The 15,987-nt window shown below is 68.8% G+C and carries 11 protein-coding genes; 8 read left to right on the top strand and 3 right to left on the bottom strand.

The genetic code is table 11. The features are described 5' to 3' along the window. Positions 1-161: 161 nt before the first annotated feature. Positions 162-848 (top strand): M24 family metallopeptidase, encoded by a 687-nt coding sequence (locus tag BLV92_RS25510; RefSeq protein ID WP_090550495.1) that lies wholly within the window; start codon positions 162-164, stop codon positions 846-848. Here BLV92_RS25510 and BLV92_RS25515 read toward each other — a convergent pair. After that, positions 839-1,819, bottom strand: a complete 981-nt coding sequence (locus BLV92_RS25515) for a GlxA family transcriptional regulator (RefSeq protein WP_090550496.1) — start codon at positions 1,817-1,819, stop codon at positions 839-841. The two genes, BLV92_RS25510 and BLV92_RS25515, sit on opposite strands and share 10 nt — an antisense overlap. Before the next feature lie 79 nt (positions 1,820-1,898). Further along, positions 1,899-2,105 (bottom strand): hypothetical protein, encoded by a 207-nt coding sequence (locus BLV92_RS25520; protein WP_090550499.1) that lies wholly within the window; start codon positions 2,103-2,105, stop codon positions 1,899-1,901. 638 nt (positions 2,106-2,743) lie between these two features. On the opposite strand from BLV92_RS25520, the gene BLV92_RS25525 reads away from it, so the two are divergent. From BLV92_RS25525 to BLV92_RS25535, 3 genes are read left to right on the top strand one after another with little or no spacing between them, the layout of a single operon-like run. Continuing rightward, the gene (locus tag BLV92_RS25525; protein WP_090550501.1) at positions 2,744-3,496 is read left to right on the top strand and encodes a lysozyme family protein; all 753 of its coding nucleotides are present in this window, start codon (positions 2,744-2,746) and stop codon (positions 3,494-3,496) included. A 60-nt stretch (positions 3,497-3,556) separates the two neighbouring features. After that, positions 3,557-7,027: a CHAT domain-containing protein gene (locus BLV92_RS25530; RefSeq protein WP_090550504.1), complete on the top strand. Its 3,471-nt coding sequence runs from the start codon at positions 3,557-3,559 to the stop codon at positions 7,025-7,027. A gap of 2 nt (positions 7,028-7,029) precedes the next feature. Then, the gene (locus BLV92_RS25535; RefSeq protein ID WP_143040730.1) at positions 7,030-10,413 is read left to right on the top strand and encodes a CHAT domain-containing protein; all 3,384 of its coding nucleotides are present in this window, start codon (positions 7,030-7,032) and stop codon (positions 10,411-10,413) included. Positions 10,414-10,451: 38 nt separating this feature from the next. Here the strand turns inward: BLV92_RS25535 and BLV92_RS25540 are convergent, their stop codons facing one another. Continuing rightward, entirely contained in the window at positions 10,452-11,231 is a 780-nt protein-coding gene (locus BLV92_RS25540; RefSeq protein WP_090550510.1) for a hypothetical protein, read from the bottom strand. 339 nt (positions 11,232-11,570) lie between these two features. Between BLV92_RS25540 and BLV92_RS32960 the strand changes: the two genes are divergently transcribed. The 4 genes from BLV92_RS32960 (at position 11,571) to BLV92_RS25560 (ending at position 15,899) form a co-directional block, all read left to right on the top strand. Beyond that, positions 11,571-13,067 carry a methyl-accepting chemotaxis protein gene (locus BLV92_RS32960; protein WP_090550512.1) on the top strand — a complete coding sequence of 499 codons (1,497 nt, stop codon included), beginning with the start codon at positions 11,571-11,573 and terminating at the stop codon, positions 13,065-13,067. Between the two features lie 454 nt (positions 13,068-13,521). After that, positions 13,522-14,793, top strand: coding sequence for a PQQ-dependent sugar dehydrogenase (locus tag BLV92_RS25550; RefSeq protein ID WP_090550515.1), 1,272 nt, complete (start codon positions 13,522-13,524; stop codon positions 14,791-14,793). Beyond that, on the top strand, positions 14,790-15,113 hold the full coding sequence (locus BLV92_RS25555; protein ID WP_110332479.1) for a c-type cytochrome: 324 nt from the start codon (positions 14,790-14,792) through the stop codon (positions 15,111-15,113). Before BLV92_RS25550 ends, BLV92_RS25555 begins: the two co-directional genes overlap by 4 nt. A 78-nt stretch (positions 15,114-15,191) precedes the next feature. Further along, on the top strand, positions 15,192-15,899 hold the full coding sequence (locus BLV92_RS25560) for a dienelactone hydrolase family protein (RefSeq protein WP_090550517.1): 708 nt from the start codon (positions 15,192-15,194) through the stop codon (positions 15,897-15,899). Positions 15,900-15,987: the final 88 nt, after the last annotated feature.

Consider the following 15,987-nt stretch of genomic DNA (forward strand, 5'->3'; position numbering starts at 1 on the left):
AAATTTTCCGATCCGCCCCACCTCGACGCACGGCGTCTTTCGTCCGCCATTTGTCCCGAATCGTCCGCCGCTAGCACTGGGTTCATGCGCGCCGCCGACCCATAATCGTTTCGCAGCGACGGGGCCGTTCCGGTCCCGGCAAACGATGGAGAGCGCGCAACATGAGCACGGCAGTGAACGATGGAGCGGAGCGGGTCGGCCCGGCCTTCTCGGTCGATGGAATGCTGGTCGCCCGGCAAAAGACGCGTCAGGCGATCCGCGACATCGCGGCGAAGGTGCGGCCCGGCATGGTCGAGGAACAGGCGGTCGAGATGGCGAAGCAGGTGCTCGTCGATTCGGGCATGCAGTTGAGCTGGCACCCGACGCGCGTGCGCTTCGGTCCGAACACGATCAAGCCGATGAAACTCGCGTCGGCGCCAGGCGTCGTGCTGCAGGAGAACGACCTCTTCTTTCTGGACATCGCACCGCGCGTCGAGGCGTGGGAAGGCGACGCGGGCCAGTCGTTCGTCGTCGGGCATCAGCCGGAATACCGGCGCTGCGCGGACGACGCGGAACGGCTTTTTCACGACGTGCGCGACGTGTGGCTGCGCGAGCGGTTGACCGGACACGACCTGTACGCATTCGCGGACCGCACCGCGAAGTCGATGGGCTGGGAGCTGAACTTCGACCTGCCGGGGCATCGGGTGTCCGATTTCCCGCATGCGGCGATCTACACCGGCTCGCTCGCGGACCTGGAGGCCGCGCCGTCCGAACTGCGCTGGATCCTCGAAATCCATCTGCGCGATCCGCAGCACCGCTTCGGCGCGTTCTACGAGGACATGCTGCTCAGCGACGACTACTACGATTGAGCGGAGCGCGCGGCCGGTTCGAGAAAATGCGCGCGATATTCCTGCGGCGACAGCCCGAGGCGTCGCCGGAACACCGCGCGCATCCGGTGCGCGTCGCCGAAGCCGCATTCATACGCGATCGTCTTGACCGGTTGCCCGGTCGTTTCCAGCAGCACGCGCGCGGCGTCGAGCCGCGCGCTTTCGACGAAGTCGGACGGATTCGTCTGCGCGTCGCGCGCGAACACGCGCGTCAGATTGCGCACGCTCATGTTCGCGACGCTCGCGAGCACCGCGAGCGACAGATCCTCGCGCAGATGCGCAAGCACGTATTGCTGGACCTGCGCGACGGCTGACGTCGGCTCGACGTACGGCGTCAGATACGGGCTGAACTGCGACTGGCCGCCCGCGCGATGGCTGAACAGCAGCAGCCGTTTCGCGACGTTCAACGCCAGTTCGCGGCCGCGTTCGCGCGCGAGCAGATACAGGCTCATGTCGATGCCGGCCGTCACGCCGGCGGACGTCACGAGCTTGCCGTCCTGCACGTATAGATGGTCGGCGCACAGGATCGCGGACGGGCATTCGAGCGCGAGGGCCGCCGCGTCGTTCCAGTGCGTCGTCACGCGCCGGCCGTCCAGCAGCCCAGCGCGCGCGAGCACGAACGCGCCGTTGCAGATCGAGCCGATGCCCGCGCAGCGCTCGGCGGCGTCGCGCAGCCATGCGTACAGCGACTCGTCGAACTTCGCGCCGGGCAGCACCGGGCCGCCGGCGACCAGCAGCAGGTCGTATTGCGCGGGTGCGGTGGCGTACAGGCGATGCGCGCGGATGTCGAGCCCGTTCGAACAGCGGATCTGGCCGTCCTCGGTGCCGAGAATTTCCAGTTCGAAACGTTCGTGCGGAAGAAGAAACCGGTTCGCTTCCGCGAACACGTCGAGCGGCCCGGTGACGTCGAGCGCCTGCACGCCCGGGAAGATCAGGATGGCGATGGTGGTCATCGGCGCGAACGGAAGTTCTTGTCGGGACGACGGGATGCCCCGGCCGGCAGGCGGCAGGGCGGGTGCGCGGCTTGCCGGATCAGCAACGGCTCGCGTTCTTGTCCGCGATCGGCGGCGCGGCCGTTTTCGTATCGGATACCGCCGTCGGCTCGTCGCTCAGGTCAGCGAAGCGGCCGTGGCGCGACGCGCGGTCGAGCAGCGACTGCGGCAGCACGGTCGCGAGCAGCCAGGTGGTATAGCCGCCGAAAGCGAGCGCGATCAGCACATAAAACAGCACGAGCAACATGAGAGGGTCCGGTTTCGAGACATGAGGGCCGGCCCGCGAGGTTCCGATTGGAAACACCGGCGGCCTGCCAGGACGCCAGTTTACGGGTAACGGCCGGCGAGCGCATCGCGGCGGTGCGGAGCAATCCGGCCATCGTGTGGCGGATTCGGGACGGCCGGTGTCGTTCGCGAAACGCCGGCATTTTAATCAGACGATAAAGCCTTTAATCGGCGATTGGAGAAAACCGGTAATTCGATGGTTATCAATCGAATGCGGTTAACCTGATCCGGGCATGAAACGTTGGCCGAAAAGGCCCGCCCACGCTTGATTTGCAAACCTCGAACCGAATGAACGATTCGGGTAAATCCGAATGAACCGTTATCCAGCATCGCCAATAAATCCGATAAAAATGACCATTGCGGCGAGTTGATTTTCGCCTATGCTTACACAGGATTTGCGGTAGCCGATTCATTCATCACCCACGGAGGAGACCCGCGGCGTCGGCCTATCGGCGTCGTGCGCGCGAGGCGCGGCACGTCGCATCGCGGTCGTCCGCCTCCATCCCCGGCAGGCCCGGCCCTTCCCGTAGAGGCGTCGCCCGATGCGCGGCGCGCCGACCGGAAGGCGTACGACGTATACGCCCGAAAAAGGTAATCCGCATGGCTTCCTTCGACGAACTCCTTTCCGAAACGATCCGCACGCCGGGCCTGCTGGCCGCGAGCACGTCGCCCGACGAAGAGCGCAAGCTGTTCGAGAGCGAACATGTGCCGCCGCCCGTGCTGCTGCTCGCGGTCGCGCCGATCTCGTCGCGCGCGATCGACATGATCGTCGCGTTCGAGGTGAGCAGCGAGGCCGCGTACGACAAGCTGTACGTGCATCCGGTCTGGCCGAAGGGGCAGTCGGGCGTGACGATCGGCATCGGCTACGACATCGGCTACGTGAACGCGGACAGTCTCGCGAAGGACTGGACGCCCGGCATCGGCGCGAGCGCGGTCGCAATGCTGGCCCCCGCGTGCGGCAAGACCGGCGCGGCGGCGAACCAGATCCTGCCGCAATTGCAGGCGGTGTCCGTGCCGTTTTCGGTTGCGAACTCGGTGTTCGGGCAGACCGACATTCCGCGCTACACCGCGCGCACGCTCGCCGCGCTGCCGCCAGCCGCCGGGGACCTGTCGCCGGATTGCCTCGGCGCGCTCGTGTCGCTCGTGTACAACCGCGGCGCGTCGTTCAACGCGGCCGGCGACCGTTATCGCGAGATGCGCGCGATCCACGACGACCTCCAGCAGCAGAACCTGAAGGACATTCCCGCGCAGATCCGTTCGATGAAGCGCCTGTGGGCGAACGATCCGAGCCTCGCGGGCCTCGTGCGCCGGCGCGAACTGGAGGCGGTGCTGTTCGAGCAGGGGCTCGCGTAGCCGCGCACGGACGCGGCGCGCAGGCCGCCGCGCGAACGAACAAAAACGAGGAGACACGACATGCCGATACTCGACGTTCCCGGCAGCGACATCGCGTATTTCCTGATCCTGTTCGACAAGGACGGCAACGAGCGCGCGGAGGCGGACGGTTCCCTGACGAGCGGCGCGATCGCCGCGCGGCTTAATGATCGCGCGAATCCGGTCACCGACGTGTTCGTTTGCAGCCACGGCTGGCAGGGCGACGTGCCGGCCGCGATCGATCAGTACAACCGCTGGATCGCGGCGATGGCCGGCTGCGGCGGCGACGTCGCCGCAATGCAGGCGCAGCGCGCGGGTTTCAATCCGATGGTGATCGGGCTGCACTGGCCGAGCCTGCCGTGGGGCATGGAGACGGTGCCGGCCGGCGCGGGCGGTCTGCTCGGAATCGGCGGCGGCGCGTCGCCGGACGCGGACATCGACGCGCTAGCGGAGCAGTTCGGCGATACCGATGCCGACACGACCCGCGAAGCCTTGGGCCGGATCTTCGGCTATGCGCAGACGGCGACCGCGACGGCGCTGCCCGCCTCGGTTCTCGACGATTTCGCCGCGTTGTTCAACGCGTCCGGGCTGCGCACCGGCAGCGCGGGCGGACGGCCCGGCGCGGACCAGGACGGCTTCGACCCGCAGCAGATCGTGAACCGCGTCGCGAAGGACGAGGCCGCCGCCGCGAGCGCGGCCGGCGCGGCGGTGGCCGTCGCGGCGACGGCGGCGGCCGTGGCGACCGGCACGCCCGGCACGGCCGGCACCGCGGCCGCGGCAACGACCGGGCTGCTCGGCATCGGCGACAAGATCCGGGACGCGGTGCTCGCGCCGCTGCGTCAACTGTCGTTCTGGACCATGAAGGATCGCGCGCGCCGCTTCGGCGAAAGCGGCGCGCACGCGCTGCTGGTCGCGATGCAGGACGCCGCGCCGGCCGCGCGTTTTCATCTGATGGGGCATAGCTTCGGCTGCATCGTCGCGTCGGGAATGGTCGCGGGCGGCGGGGCCGTCGCGCTGCGCCGTCCGGTCGATTCGCTGATGCTCGTGCAGGGCGCGTTGTCGCTGTGGTCGTATGCGGACGACGTGCCGTTCGCGCCCGGCAAGCCCGGTTATTTCCAGCGCATCGTGATGAACGGGCTGGTGCGCGGGCCGATCGTCACGACGCGCTCGAAGTACGACACGGCGGTCGGCCGCTTTTATCCGCTCGGCGCGGCGGTGAAGGACCAGTACCTGCTCGGCGAAGGCAGTTTTCCGAAGTACGGCGGCGTCGGCGCGTTCGGGCTGCAGGGCGTCGCCCATGCGGTGGACCAGGCCATCGCGGCCAGCGGCGCGCCGTACGAGTTCGGCGCGGCCCGCGTGGTCAATCTCGAAGCGAGCGACGTGATCCGCAACGGCGACGGAGCGGCCGGCGCGCATAGCGACATCGCGCATCCGGAAGTCGCGCACGCGTTCTGGTCGGCCGCGCTCGCGGGCGACGCCGGGCAGGGGCGGACGCTTGCGGCGTCGGTCGATGGAGCGTTCGGGTTCGATGTGCCGGCAACGGTTGCGGTGCCGGTTGGGGTCGGCGCAGGGGCGGCTGCCGGCGTTGGCGCAGGCGGCACATTCGCTGGCGTGGGCAGCGGCCCGAAGCGCGGCGGCCTGCTCGGCATCGACGACGGGTCTGACGCGACAGCGGCTCCAGCGGCAGGCGGCGGTTTCGCATTCGAAGCGCCGCCCGCCGCCGCTGCTCCGCCACCGCCGCCGGCGGCAACACCGGCCACGCCGGCCGCTCCCAGCAGCGCATTCCAGCAGGCCGGCGTGGAAGGCCCGCCGCGCTGGATCAACGCGAGCTTCGACGACCTCGCGCCCGGCGATCCGCTCGTGAAGGGCAACTGGTACACGCTCGGCTTCGGCGTCGACGTGAAGCAGTTGCCGGCGTCGGCGGGCGCGTCGTCGCCGTTCGTCGAACAGGGCGTGTTCGCGCCGGACGCGCACGACGTCGTGCTGACCGTGCAGCTCGACACCGACGACTTCGACACGTCCGGCCACACCGCGCCGATGCGCGTGCCGCGCGCGGGCAAGGGCTACACGAAGGCGCGCTTCGACCTGTCGCCGCGCCACGACGGTCCGTGCGCGTTGACCGCGACGGTCCTGAAGGACGGCCAGTTCATCCAGCAACTGGCGCTGACGTTCGTCGCCGGCGCAGCCGGCGCGGGCGCGCAAACGGACGTCGAGACGCGCGGCCGCGCGCTCGGCGGCGTCGCGGTGTTGCAGCCGCGCGACCTGAGCCTGCAGATCTATCCAGCCGGCAACGGCTACGAATGCGTGTTGTGCGGCGCGGTCGCGACGCACGTGCGGCTGCCGGTGAACGCCGGCCTGATCGACGCGTACATCCGCGACGCGCGCAGCAACCTGATGCAGGTCGTGATGTACCAGGACCCGGCGAGCGGCTACGTGTTCCAGAGCGGCATCGACATTCCGCAGTCCGCGCTCGACGCGGCGTTGCCGGTGATGGCGCAGGCGGGCGCGCTGCTGATGATTACGCTGTTCGACGGCCCCGGCGCGGGCGACGACGTGCGCGCGGTCGGCAACGCGCTGCGCCAGCTCGGCACGCAGCCGGACGTCCGCCTGAAGATCCAGATCGTTGCGGAGACGCTGCCGGTGCCGTGGCCGCTGCTGTATCTCGGCGACGCGAGCGGCGCGGTGCCGCTCAGCTGGGACAACTTCCTCGGCATGCGCCACGTGATCGAGCAGATCCCGTTGCAGAATCCGATGACGGTGATGGAGCCGCAGATCGCGAGCGCGCCGAGCCTGAACGTGAGCCTCAATTTCCACGAGGGGATCGACGCGGCGATGGGGGTGGACGTCGTCGCCGCGCAGCGCGCGTTCTGGAAGGGGCGCAGCGGCACGACGATCACGGACCGCACGAAGCGCGCGGACTTCATCAACGCGCTGCGGCAGGCCGAAACGCCGGACCAGATCCTGTACCTGTACTGCCATGCCGTGTCGACGAATCTGACCGATCCGGTCGGCCCCGGCGGATCGAAGCTCGAACTGACCGATCAACTGATCAGCCTGAACGACCTGAAGCTCGGCGCGCCGTCGTCCGCGCGGCTCGCGGGCAAGCCGCTCGTGTTCATCAACGCGTGCGAATCGGCGGAAATGTCGCCGACGTTCTACGACGGTTTCGCGCCTTATTTCATGGACAAAGGCGCGCGCGGCGTGATCGGAACCGAATGCAAGACGCCCGCGCTGTTCGCAAAGGAATGGGCGCTGCGGTTCTTCGATCGTTTCCTCGGCGGCGAAACGCTCGGCGAAACGGTGCTCGCGCTGCGGCGCGAGTTCCTCGAACGGCATCGCAATCCGCTCGGCCTGCTGTACGCGGTGCATTGCGATGCGGACACGGCGATCCGGCCCGCGCTGCCGGGTGTCGCGGTGCCGGCGGCTACGACGGCTACGACGGGCGCGGCGGGCGCGGCGGGCGTGGCCACGGCGGCCGGCGCAACGGGTGTCGCCGGCGTGGCGGGAGGCTGAGCGTGGACGTCCAGCAAGACGCGGCGCAGTCCGCCGGGGCGGGCGGCACGGGCGCGGAAAGCGACGCGGACGTCGCGGGCGCGGCCGACCTCGCGGCCGAATCGTCAGACGCGAAAGGCGTGACCGACGTCGGCGTCGCGCCTTCGATGCGGGCCGAAGCGCCGCCGTCGTCCGCCGAATCCATCGAGATTGAAACCGCGACCGCCGCCGCTTCGGCCACCACGCTCCCCGCCCCGACTCGCGGGCTGTCGCTTGGCCAGACCAGACCCGCCGGCGCGTCCGCCGACCGCGGCGCGCCGCTGAAGGTCGAGGTCGTCAACGCGAACCTGCGTTTCGTCGAGGAGCCGGTGCTCGTCGGCCACTATCGCGGCAGCGTGCTCGCCGGCGCGGAAGCGGTGCTCGACTGGCTGCTAGGCAGCGCGATGAGCACGTCGATCCGGCTCGGCCGTTATCCGCAGGAACTGAAGGCGCAGCAGATCTTCGTGAACGCGCCGGTCGATCGCACCAATCCGCTGCGCGACGTGCCGCGCCCGAAAGGCGTCGTGGTCGCCGGCCTCGGCGACGAAGGGCATCTGCGCGTGAGCGGGCTCGCGACCGCCGTGCGGCTTGGCGTGATCGCGTGGGCGCAGCATCTCGCGGAGGCCGCGCGCACGCTCGACGGCACGCCGCCGCCGCCGCCGTTCGAACTCGCGGCGACGCTGATCGGCAGCGGCGGCACCGGCATGACGCCGGGCCTCGCCGCGCGTTCGGTCGCGGAAGGCGTGTACGAGGCCAACCGGCTGCTGAAGGCGGCCGGCTGGCCGCAGGTGGAGCAACTGAGTCTGGTCGAACTGTTTCTCGACCGCGCGACCGAGGCGTGGCGCTCGCTGCAACTGTTGAGCAAGACGTCGCCGGGCTGCTACGAGGTGCGCGGCTACGTGCGCGGCGGGCCGGGCGCGCTGCTGCGGCCGCTCGATTCGAGTTATCGCGGCGCGGACTTCGACCTCTTCACCGCGTCGACGCAGATCGACGAGGACGGCGGCGCGTCGATCGTCTATACGCTCGACACGCGCCGCGCGCGCACCGAAGTGCGCGCGGTCGCCGCGCAGGGGCGGCTGTTGCAGGAACTGGTCAGCGTCGCGTCGTCGAACACCGGCAACGACGACAGCATCGGCCGCACGCTGTTCAAGCTGCTGGTGCCGGTCGAGATGCGGCCGTTCCTCGACGGCGCGAGCGAGATGCAGCTCGAACTCGACGCGGGCACGGCCGGCATTCCGTGGGAACTGCTCGACAGCCGCCGCGACGCGGACAGCGCCGGCGGCGATCACAAGCCATGGGCGATCCGCGCGAAGCTGCTGCGCAAGCTGCGCACCCAGGAGTTCCGCCGCCAGGTGGACGAGACCGGCCGCCGCGCGCCGATCCTGCTGATCGGCGACCCGTCGTCGGACGATCCGCGTTATCCGCTGCTGCCCGGCGCGCGGCGCGAAGTGCGCGAGGTCGCGGCGCTGTTGCAGGGCAGCCTGGGCAACACGCGCGGCGTGACCGCGCTGGTCGGCGCGACCGACACCGAACGCGGGCCGGACGCGCGGCAGATCGTCGTGAGGCTGCTCGACAACGACTGGAGCGTGGTGCACATCGCCGGGCATGGACAGCCGGCGATGGATCGCGCGGCGGCCGCGGCCGTCGCCGCGAACCGCGCGGTGGCGGCGGCCGCGGCCGCGCGTGGCGGCGGCGCGTTCGTCGGCGGCGCGGGCGCGATGAACGGCGCGGCGTTCAACGGCGGTGCGAATGCGGCGGCCGGCGCGGCGCTCAACGGCGCGAACGGCGGCGGCCAGGGAGCGGGTCCATACGGATCCTACGGACCGTATGGACCCTACAGTCCTTACGGCGGCTACGGCCTGCAAGCCACGCCGGAGACCGCGTCGCGCGCGGGCGGCGTCGTGCTGTCGAACGGCACGTTCCTCGGCGCGGACGAATTCGCGAAGATGCAGCGCGTGCCGGAACTCGTGTTCATCAACTGCTGTTATCTCGCGCGCAGCGATCCGGGGAGCCTGCTGAACGCGGAGCCGCCGCCGTCGATCCATCGGCCGTATTTCGCGGCGAGCGTCGCCGACGCGCTGATCCGGATCGGCGTGCGCTGCGTCGTTGCGGCGGGCTGGGCCGTGGACGACGACGCGGCGTCGAAGTTCGCGACGAGTTTCTATCGTGCGCTGCTCGACGGGCGGCGTTTCGTCGATGCGGTCGCGGTCGCGCGCGAGGCCGCGTGGACGCCGGCGAACAACACGTGGGCCGCGTACCAGTGTTACGGCGACCCGGACTGGTGCCTGCACGAGCGGACCGGACCCGACGAGTCGCAGGCCGACGAGCACGCGCAGCGCGACGACGACGCGGCGCTCGCCGCCGACTACGCGTGCATTGCCTCGTCGCACGGGCTGCTGATCGCGCTCGAACAGATCCAGACCGAACTGCGCGTGAACAGCGCGGACGTCGCCGCGTCGGTGCGGCGCCTGCGGTTCCTGCATCGCAACTATGCGACGACGCCGCCGTACTGGGGGCGCATGGGCGCGGTCGCCGAGGCGTTCGCGACCGCGTGGAAGGAGGCCGGCTCGCTCGAACAGGCGGTCGAGTTCTATCGGCAGGCGCTCGCCGCGAACGACTGCACCGCGACGATGTACGCGGCCGAGCAACTGATCCGCAGCCAGGTGCGGCTCGCGTTGCAGCGCGTGCGGACGGCGTCCGCGAGCGGGTCGGCCGCGCTGCTGCAACCGGCCGTCGATGCCGCGCGCAAGCTGCTGTGCGCGGCGTTGGCGAGCCTCGCGCAACTGGTCGCGATGTTTCCGACGATGGACCGGCTGTCGTTATGCGGCGCGGTCAGCAAGCGGCTCGCGATGATCGAGCGCCATGCCGGCTGCCGCGACGCGGAGGTCGCCGCGATCGCGCAGGCGATGGGCCACTATCAGGCCGCCGAGGCGGCCGGCGTCGCGAGCGACAACGGCGACGTGTATTACGTGCGGATCAACCGCTGCGCGGCGGAGCTGGTTTCGCACCTCGCGGCGGCGCAGGCGGGCGACTACGCGGCGGACTGGACGCGGATCGTCGATGCGCTGCCGGAGCGCGTGAGCGCGGAGCCGGATTTCTGGAGCCGCGCGGCGCGCAGCGAAGTGTGGATCTTCCAGTGCGTCGCGGAGCGCACCCTTGCGCTGAACAGCGCGCTGATCGCGCTGGATCTGATGCAACTGCAACGGCGGCTGCCCGCGGCCGCGTACTGGATGTCCGTGTACGACCACTGCGACTTCGTGCTGTCCGAATACGCGCGGCGCGCGGAGCCGCCCGAGGCGGACGCCGCGCGCTCGCTGCTCGCGAACCTCGAAGCGTGGGCGGCGCCGGTGCCGGTCGGCGGCGCGTGACCGTTCGAGCGGCGCGTTGACGACCGGCCCGCGCACGCTCACAGGTCCGGCAACTGGCTGATGTACGCCTTGCTGTGTTGCGCGACGCGGTTGCTCAGGTCCGGTTCGAGCGAGTCGAGTATCGTCACGTCGATGTCCGCGCTCGACGCGTAATGCGAGAACTGCACGTCCTGTTTTTTCGCGCGGAAGAACAGCACCTGCGTGCTCGCGGCGGTGCCTTTTAATACGAATGCCATGATCGACACGACGAAGCGGCCGTCCGGCGACTGTTCCGCGAGCGCGACCTGGAAGTTCGACGCGTTCACCGTGCGCGTCTCGCGATCGAAGATCGTGATCCACGGCTTGCCGGTGTCCAGGCCGGACAGCGCGTCGAGCGTCGTGCCGATCAGCTTCAGCGCGGTCAGCGCGCCGCCGCCGAGCAGCGACGTCGCGATCGACAGCACCGCGTCGTGCGTCTCGAACTCGGTGCCGCTGTCGACGGCCTGCGTGGTGCTCGTCGTCTCGACGAGCCAGCCGATGTTCGCGAGCACCGACGTGTATTGCCTGTACCACGCGTCGAGGTCGCTCGCGTCCGGCACGTTGCGCCGCGCGACGAGTTGCGCGAGGAGCAGCGAATTCGTCACCGACTGCCGGCGCTCGGGCGGCACCCCTTGCGCGAACGTCACGACTCCCGAGCCGACCACGACCGCCTGGTCCTTGCCGGCGTCGAACGACGGGCCGGACGCGTCGAGCAGCAGCGGCGCATGCGCGTGATCCACCGGGGGAAGCTGCAAGTCGAGCAGATAAACCCGGGCAGAATTCAACGTGGCGGTCGGCATCGCAGGTCTCCTTTCGTGGCGTTATCGCTTCATGGTAGGACAACGCCGGAGATAACGGAGCATGGATGCGCGTGTTAAATCGATTTCACGCGCCGACTGCAGTTTGTGCAAACATTCGATACCGAACGTTGGTGCCGACCATCCGGACAGGATATTGAAAAATAGATGGAGATCCTAAGCAATTGCCGTGATGCGACCCTACCGGTCGAGATTCATAACGTTGTCCATACAAGCGGCGCGCGGCGTTTCCGTCTCAAGTTGACGCGGCGATTGCCGTAAACCCGAAGGTGTCACGACGTTTTCCCATCCTGCCTTCAACTGCCTTGCGAAGTATCCCTCATGACAATCAAGCTCAAACTCCAGATCCTCATGTTCGTCACGCTGGTCGCGATAGCGGGAGGCATCGTCGTGACGGCGCTCGGCTTTCGCTCGGTCGACGAAGCGCAGGCGGCTGCGCATCGCCGCGAAACGCAGGTGCGGGGGCTCACGGAGATCAAGGCGAGCGCGTTGTCCACCGTTGAACTGGACGCGGCGTCCGACGACACGAAGCACATTTTCTCGGACGCCGAGCAAAACATCGCCAAATGGTCTGACGTTATCGCGCCGCTGTTCGCGTCGCCGGAGCAGCAGGAGCGTCTTCGCACGCTGCGCGCGCAATGGGCGGGCTATGACGACAAGTCGCGCCAGCTGATGACGCTCGCCGCGAACGATCCGAAAACGGCCGAGGAGAAGGTCGTCGATCTGTACCACTCGGACTTCGAGCCGATGCGCGCGTCGATCGAGTCGATCATCGGCGAAGCGAGCCGGCGCGGCCAGGTCGCGGCCGACACGGCGGAGCGCACGAGCCGCAACGCGGTGCTCACCGTCGTCATCGTGCTCGGCGTGGTGCTGGTCGTCGTGGTCGGCTGGATCTTCGTGCTGTCGCGTTCGATCCAGCGTTCGGTGGCCGGCATCGAGCGCACGCTCGAAGCGGCGAGCGCGGCGCTCGATCTGACGAAGCGCGCGCCGGTGTTCGGCAACGACGAGATCAGCCGCACCGCGCTTGCGTTCAACCAGTTGATGGGCCGCATCGCGGAAGTGATGGTTTCGGTCCGCGATTCGGCCGAGTCGGTCAGCACCGCGTCGAAGCAGATCGCAGCGGGCAACGTCGATCTGTCGGCGCGCACCGAGGAGCAGGCCGCGTCGCTCGAACAGACCGCCGCGAGCATGGAGGAACTGACCAGCACCGTGCGCCAGAACGCGGACAACGCGCGGCAGGCGACCGGCCTCGCATCGAACGCATCGGAGATCGCCGGGCGCGGCAACGACGTGGTGTCGAACGTCGTCGGCACGATGGACGAGATCCACGCGAGTTCGTCGAAGATCGCGGACATCATCGGGATGATCGAGGGGATCGCGTTTCAGACCAACATCCTTGCGCTGAACGCGGCGGTCGAGGCCGCGCGCGCCGGCGAACAGGGGCGCGGTTTCGCGGTGGTCGCGGGCGAGGTGCGTTCGCTCGCGCAGCGTTCGTCGACGGCCGCGAAGGAGATCAAGGAACTGATCGACACGTCGGTCGGCCAGGTGAACGCGGGCAGCGAGCAGGTCGGCCGCGCGGGCACGACGATGCAGGAGATCATCGGCGCGGTGTCGCGCGTGACCGACATCATGGGCGAGATCGCGGCCGCGTCCGACGAGCAGAGCCGCGGCATCGACCAGGTCGGCCAGGCGGTGTCGCAGATGGACGAGGTCACACAGCAGAATGCCGCGCTGGTCGAGCAGGCGGCCGCCGCCGCGCAGTCGCTCGAAGACCAGGCGAAGAAACTGCACGCGGCGGTCAACACGTTCCGGCTGTGAGGCGGTCGCGGGCCGCGACCGCAGCCCGCGTTTCTCTTTTTTCGTTATCGAGCCGGGCCGTTCGGCCCGGCGCTTTCCCTTCACGACAGGTGAACGCTCCTCTTGTCGCGATGCCGCGCCGGCACGATCCGCTGCCGAAAGCCCGCTGAAATCCTTCGTCGCCGCATTCGCGCGGCCAGCTTGCGTTGCGCGATGCACCGCGAATGTTCGCGGACGCCGATGCTTTCACTCGCATTCCGTTCGAACGAACATCGTCTATAACTCTAGTGTTTTGCGCGTGCAGCGAACGAACCGGTTTCGGTAGCGCCCGACGGCCGCGGTCCGCCCAGGACCCGGAGGAGACAGCCGTAAGCGGGCGGCTGCCTTATCCGGACGCGGCCCGCGCGTCGCCATGCCCAGCCAGCAGTTGCAGTTTTCACGAGCCGTACAACCCTTATAAAAAGGAGACGCTTTGATGAACGCAACGCTCAAGCTTCTGCCGCTCGCCGTGACCGCCGCGTGGCTCGCCGCCGCGCCGGCCGCGCATGCCGCGCAGGACAACGTGACCGCGCTGTCGAACTTCCAGCAGACCGGCAACACCGCGCCGGCCGAACAGGTGCCGCAGACCGGCGCGCGCGCCGATGCGCTGCGCCAGAACCTGAAGGCGATCAAGCTGCCGCCGGGGTTCCGGATCGACCTGTACGCGGTGGTCCCCGACGCGCGCCACATGGCGATCGAGCCATCGACCGGCGTCGTGTTCGTCGGCACCCGCAAGGCGCGCGTGTGGCAGGTGACGGACCGCACGAAACGCCGCGTCGCCGACGATGTCGTCGCGTTCGCGAGTTCGGTCACGTTCAAGGTGCCGAACGGCGTGTGCTTCTCGCCGGACGGCGTGCTGTACATCGTCGAGCAGAACCGCGTGCTCGCGTTCCCGGCCGCGCAGTTCTTCGGGGAGGGCGGCCCGGACGTCGCGGCGGCGGTCGTCGTGCCGCAGGGCAAGCTGATCCCGACGAAGTTCGAGAGCTTCAACCATGGCGCGCGCGCGTGCCGGATCGGGCCGGACAAGAAGCTGTACATCGCGCTCGGCCAGCCGTGGAACGTGCCGCCGAAAGACCAGTTGGCCGAACTCGACCGCAACGGTCTCGCCGGCATCATCCGGATGGACCAGGACGGCAAGAACCGCGAGACCTACGCGCACGGCGTGCGCAATTCGGTCGGCCTCGACTTCAACCCGAAGGACAAGACGCTGTGGTTCACCGACAACCAGGTGGACGGCATGGGCGACGACATTCCGCCCGGCGAGCTGAACCACGCGCCGCAGGCCGGCCAGAACTTCGGTTTCCCGTGGTACGGCGGCGGCCACGTCCGCACGGCCGAATACAAGGACAGCACGCCGCCCGCCGGCGTCGTGTTCCCGCAGGTCGAATACGCGGCGCACGCGGCCGACCTCGGCATGTCGTTCTATACCGGCAAGATGTTCCCCGACAGGTACCAGGGCGGCATCTTCGCGGCCGAACACGGTTCATGGAACCGCACGAAGCCGATCGGCGCGCGCATCGTGTTCACGCCGGTCAACGACGACGGCTCGGTCGGGCAGACCGAGGTGTTCGCGGAAGGCTGGCTCGCGCCGGACGGCGAATACATGGGCCGGCCGGTGGACGTGCAGCAGTTGCAGGACGGCTCGCTGCTCGTGTCGGACGACTACGCGGGCGCGATCTATCGCATCTCGTACGGGTCGTCGAAATGACGCGTGCGCGCTTCGCGGCCGCCTTGCTCGCGGCCGCGTGGTACGGCGGCGGCGCGGCGGAGGTCGCGAGCGCGGCCGACCTCGCGGCCGGGCGCGCGAAGGCGGTGCAGTGCCAGGCGTGCCACGGCCTCGACGGCATCGCGAAGATTCCCGAAGCGCCGAATCTCGCGGGGCAGAACGAGGATTATCTGGTGAAGGCGCTGAACGACTTCCGGTCCGGCGCGCGCACGAACGAGATGATGTCGATGGTCGCGAAGCCGCTGTCCGATGCGGACATCGCGAATCTCGCGGCGTTCTATCACAGCCTGGGGCGTCAGTAGCCGCTGCGCGCCCGCCCAGTCATACGGACGGGAGCGAGAAACGCTATGCTACGGCTTCCGTTGATCGAGGACTAAACGATGAAACAGACTGCAGGTTCGATGGTGACGTTCAGCCGCCCCGACGGCAAGGAGCTTCAGGGGTATCTCGCGACGCCGGCGCAGGCCGACGGCGCGCCGGCGATCGTCGTGATCCAGGAGTGGTGGGGGTTGAACGACCAGATTCGCGGCGTCGCGGACCGGCTTGCGCGCGCCGGTTATCAGGCGCTCGTCCCGGACCTGTATCGCGGCAAGGCGACCGTCGAGGAAGAAGAGGCACACCATCTGATGGACGGGCTCGACTTCGGCGACGCCGCGAGCCAGGACGTGCGCGGCGCGGTGCAGTTCCTGAAGCAGCGTGCGCCGCGCGTGGGCGTGACCGGCTACTGCATGGGCGGCGCGCTGACGCTGCTCGCGTTGCAGCAGACACCGGAAGCGTCGGCCGGCGTCGTCTGGTACGGCTGCCCGCCGCTCGACTATCTCGACGCGAAGAACCTCCGCGTGCCGCTGCTCGGCCACTGGGCGACCCAGGACGCGGCGTTCCCGATCGCGACCGTCGACGCGCTCGAAGCGAAGCTGCGCGAAGCGAACGTCGATTTCACGTTCCATCGTTATCTCGCGCATCATGCGTTCGCGAACGAAACGGCCGTCGGGCCGACCCGCATCGCGCTCACGCAGTACGACCCGGTGTGGGCCGAACATGCGTGGGACCGCACGCTGACGTTCTGGGCGCGCACGCTGTGGGCGTGATGGAGCGCGTGCGGTACGTGTCTTGATGGATCGATGTCGCCGGCGGCTTTCGGTTTTGGGTCGCCGGCGGGTTGTTGTACTGCTGTTA

Source organism: Paraburkholderia caballeronis (assembly GCF_900104845.1).
Lineage (GTDB): Bacteria > Pseudomonadota > Gammaproteobacteria > Burkholderiales > Burkholderiaceae > Paraburkholderia > Paraburkholderia caballeronis.

Excerpts from the sequence above, each read along its gene's own strand:
- BLV92_RS25510 (WP_090550495.1), top strand. The coding sequence starts at position 162 with ATGAGCACGGCAGTGAACGATGGAGCGGAGCGGGTCGGCCCGGCCTTC.
- BLV92_RS25515 (WP_090550496.1), bottom strand. The coding sequence starts at position 1,819 with ATGACCACCATCGCCATCCTGATCTTCCCGGGCGTGCAGGCGCTCGAC.
- BLV92_RS25520 (WP_090550499.1), bottom strand. The coding sequence starts at position 2,105 with ATGTTGCTCGTGCTGTTTTATGTGCTGATCGCGCTCGCTTTCGGCGGC.
- BLV92_RS25525 (WP_090550501.1), top strand. The coding sequence starts at position 2,744 with ATGGCTTCCTTCGACGAACTCCTTTCCGAAACGATCCGCACGCCGGGC.
- BLV92_RS25530 (WP_090550504.1), top strand. The coding sequence starts at position 3,557 with ATGCCGATACTCGACGTTCCCGGCAGCGACATCGCGTATTTCCTGATC.
- BLV92_RS25540 (WP_090550510.1), bottom strand. The coding sequence starts at position 11,231 with ATGCCGACCGCCACGTTGAATTCTGCCCGGGTTTATCTGCTCGACTTG.
- BLV92_RS32960 (WP_090550512.1), top strand. The coding sequence starts at position 11,571 with ATGACAATCAAGCTCAAACTCCAGATCCTCATGTTCGTCACGCTGGTC.
- BLV92_RS25550 (WP_090550515.1), top strand. The coding sequence starts at position 13,522 with ATGAACGCAACGCTCAAGCTTCTGCCGCTCGCCGTGACCGCCGCGTGG.
- BLV92_RS25555 (WP_110332479.1), top strand. The coding sequence starts at position 14,790 with ATGACGCGTGCGCGCTTCGCGGCCGCCTTGCTCGCGGCCGCGTGGTAC.
- BLV92_RS25560 (WP_090550517.1), top strand. The coding sequence starts at position 15,192 with ATGAAACAGACTGCAGGTTCGATGGTGACGTTCAGCCGCCCCGACGGC.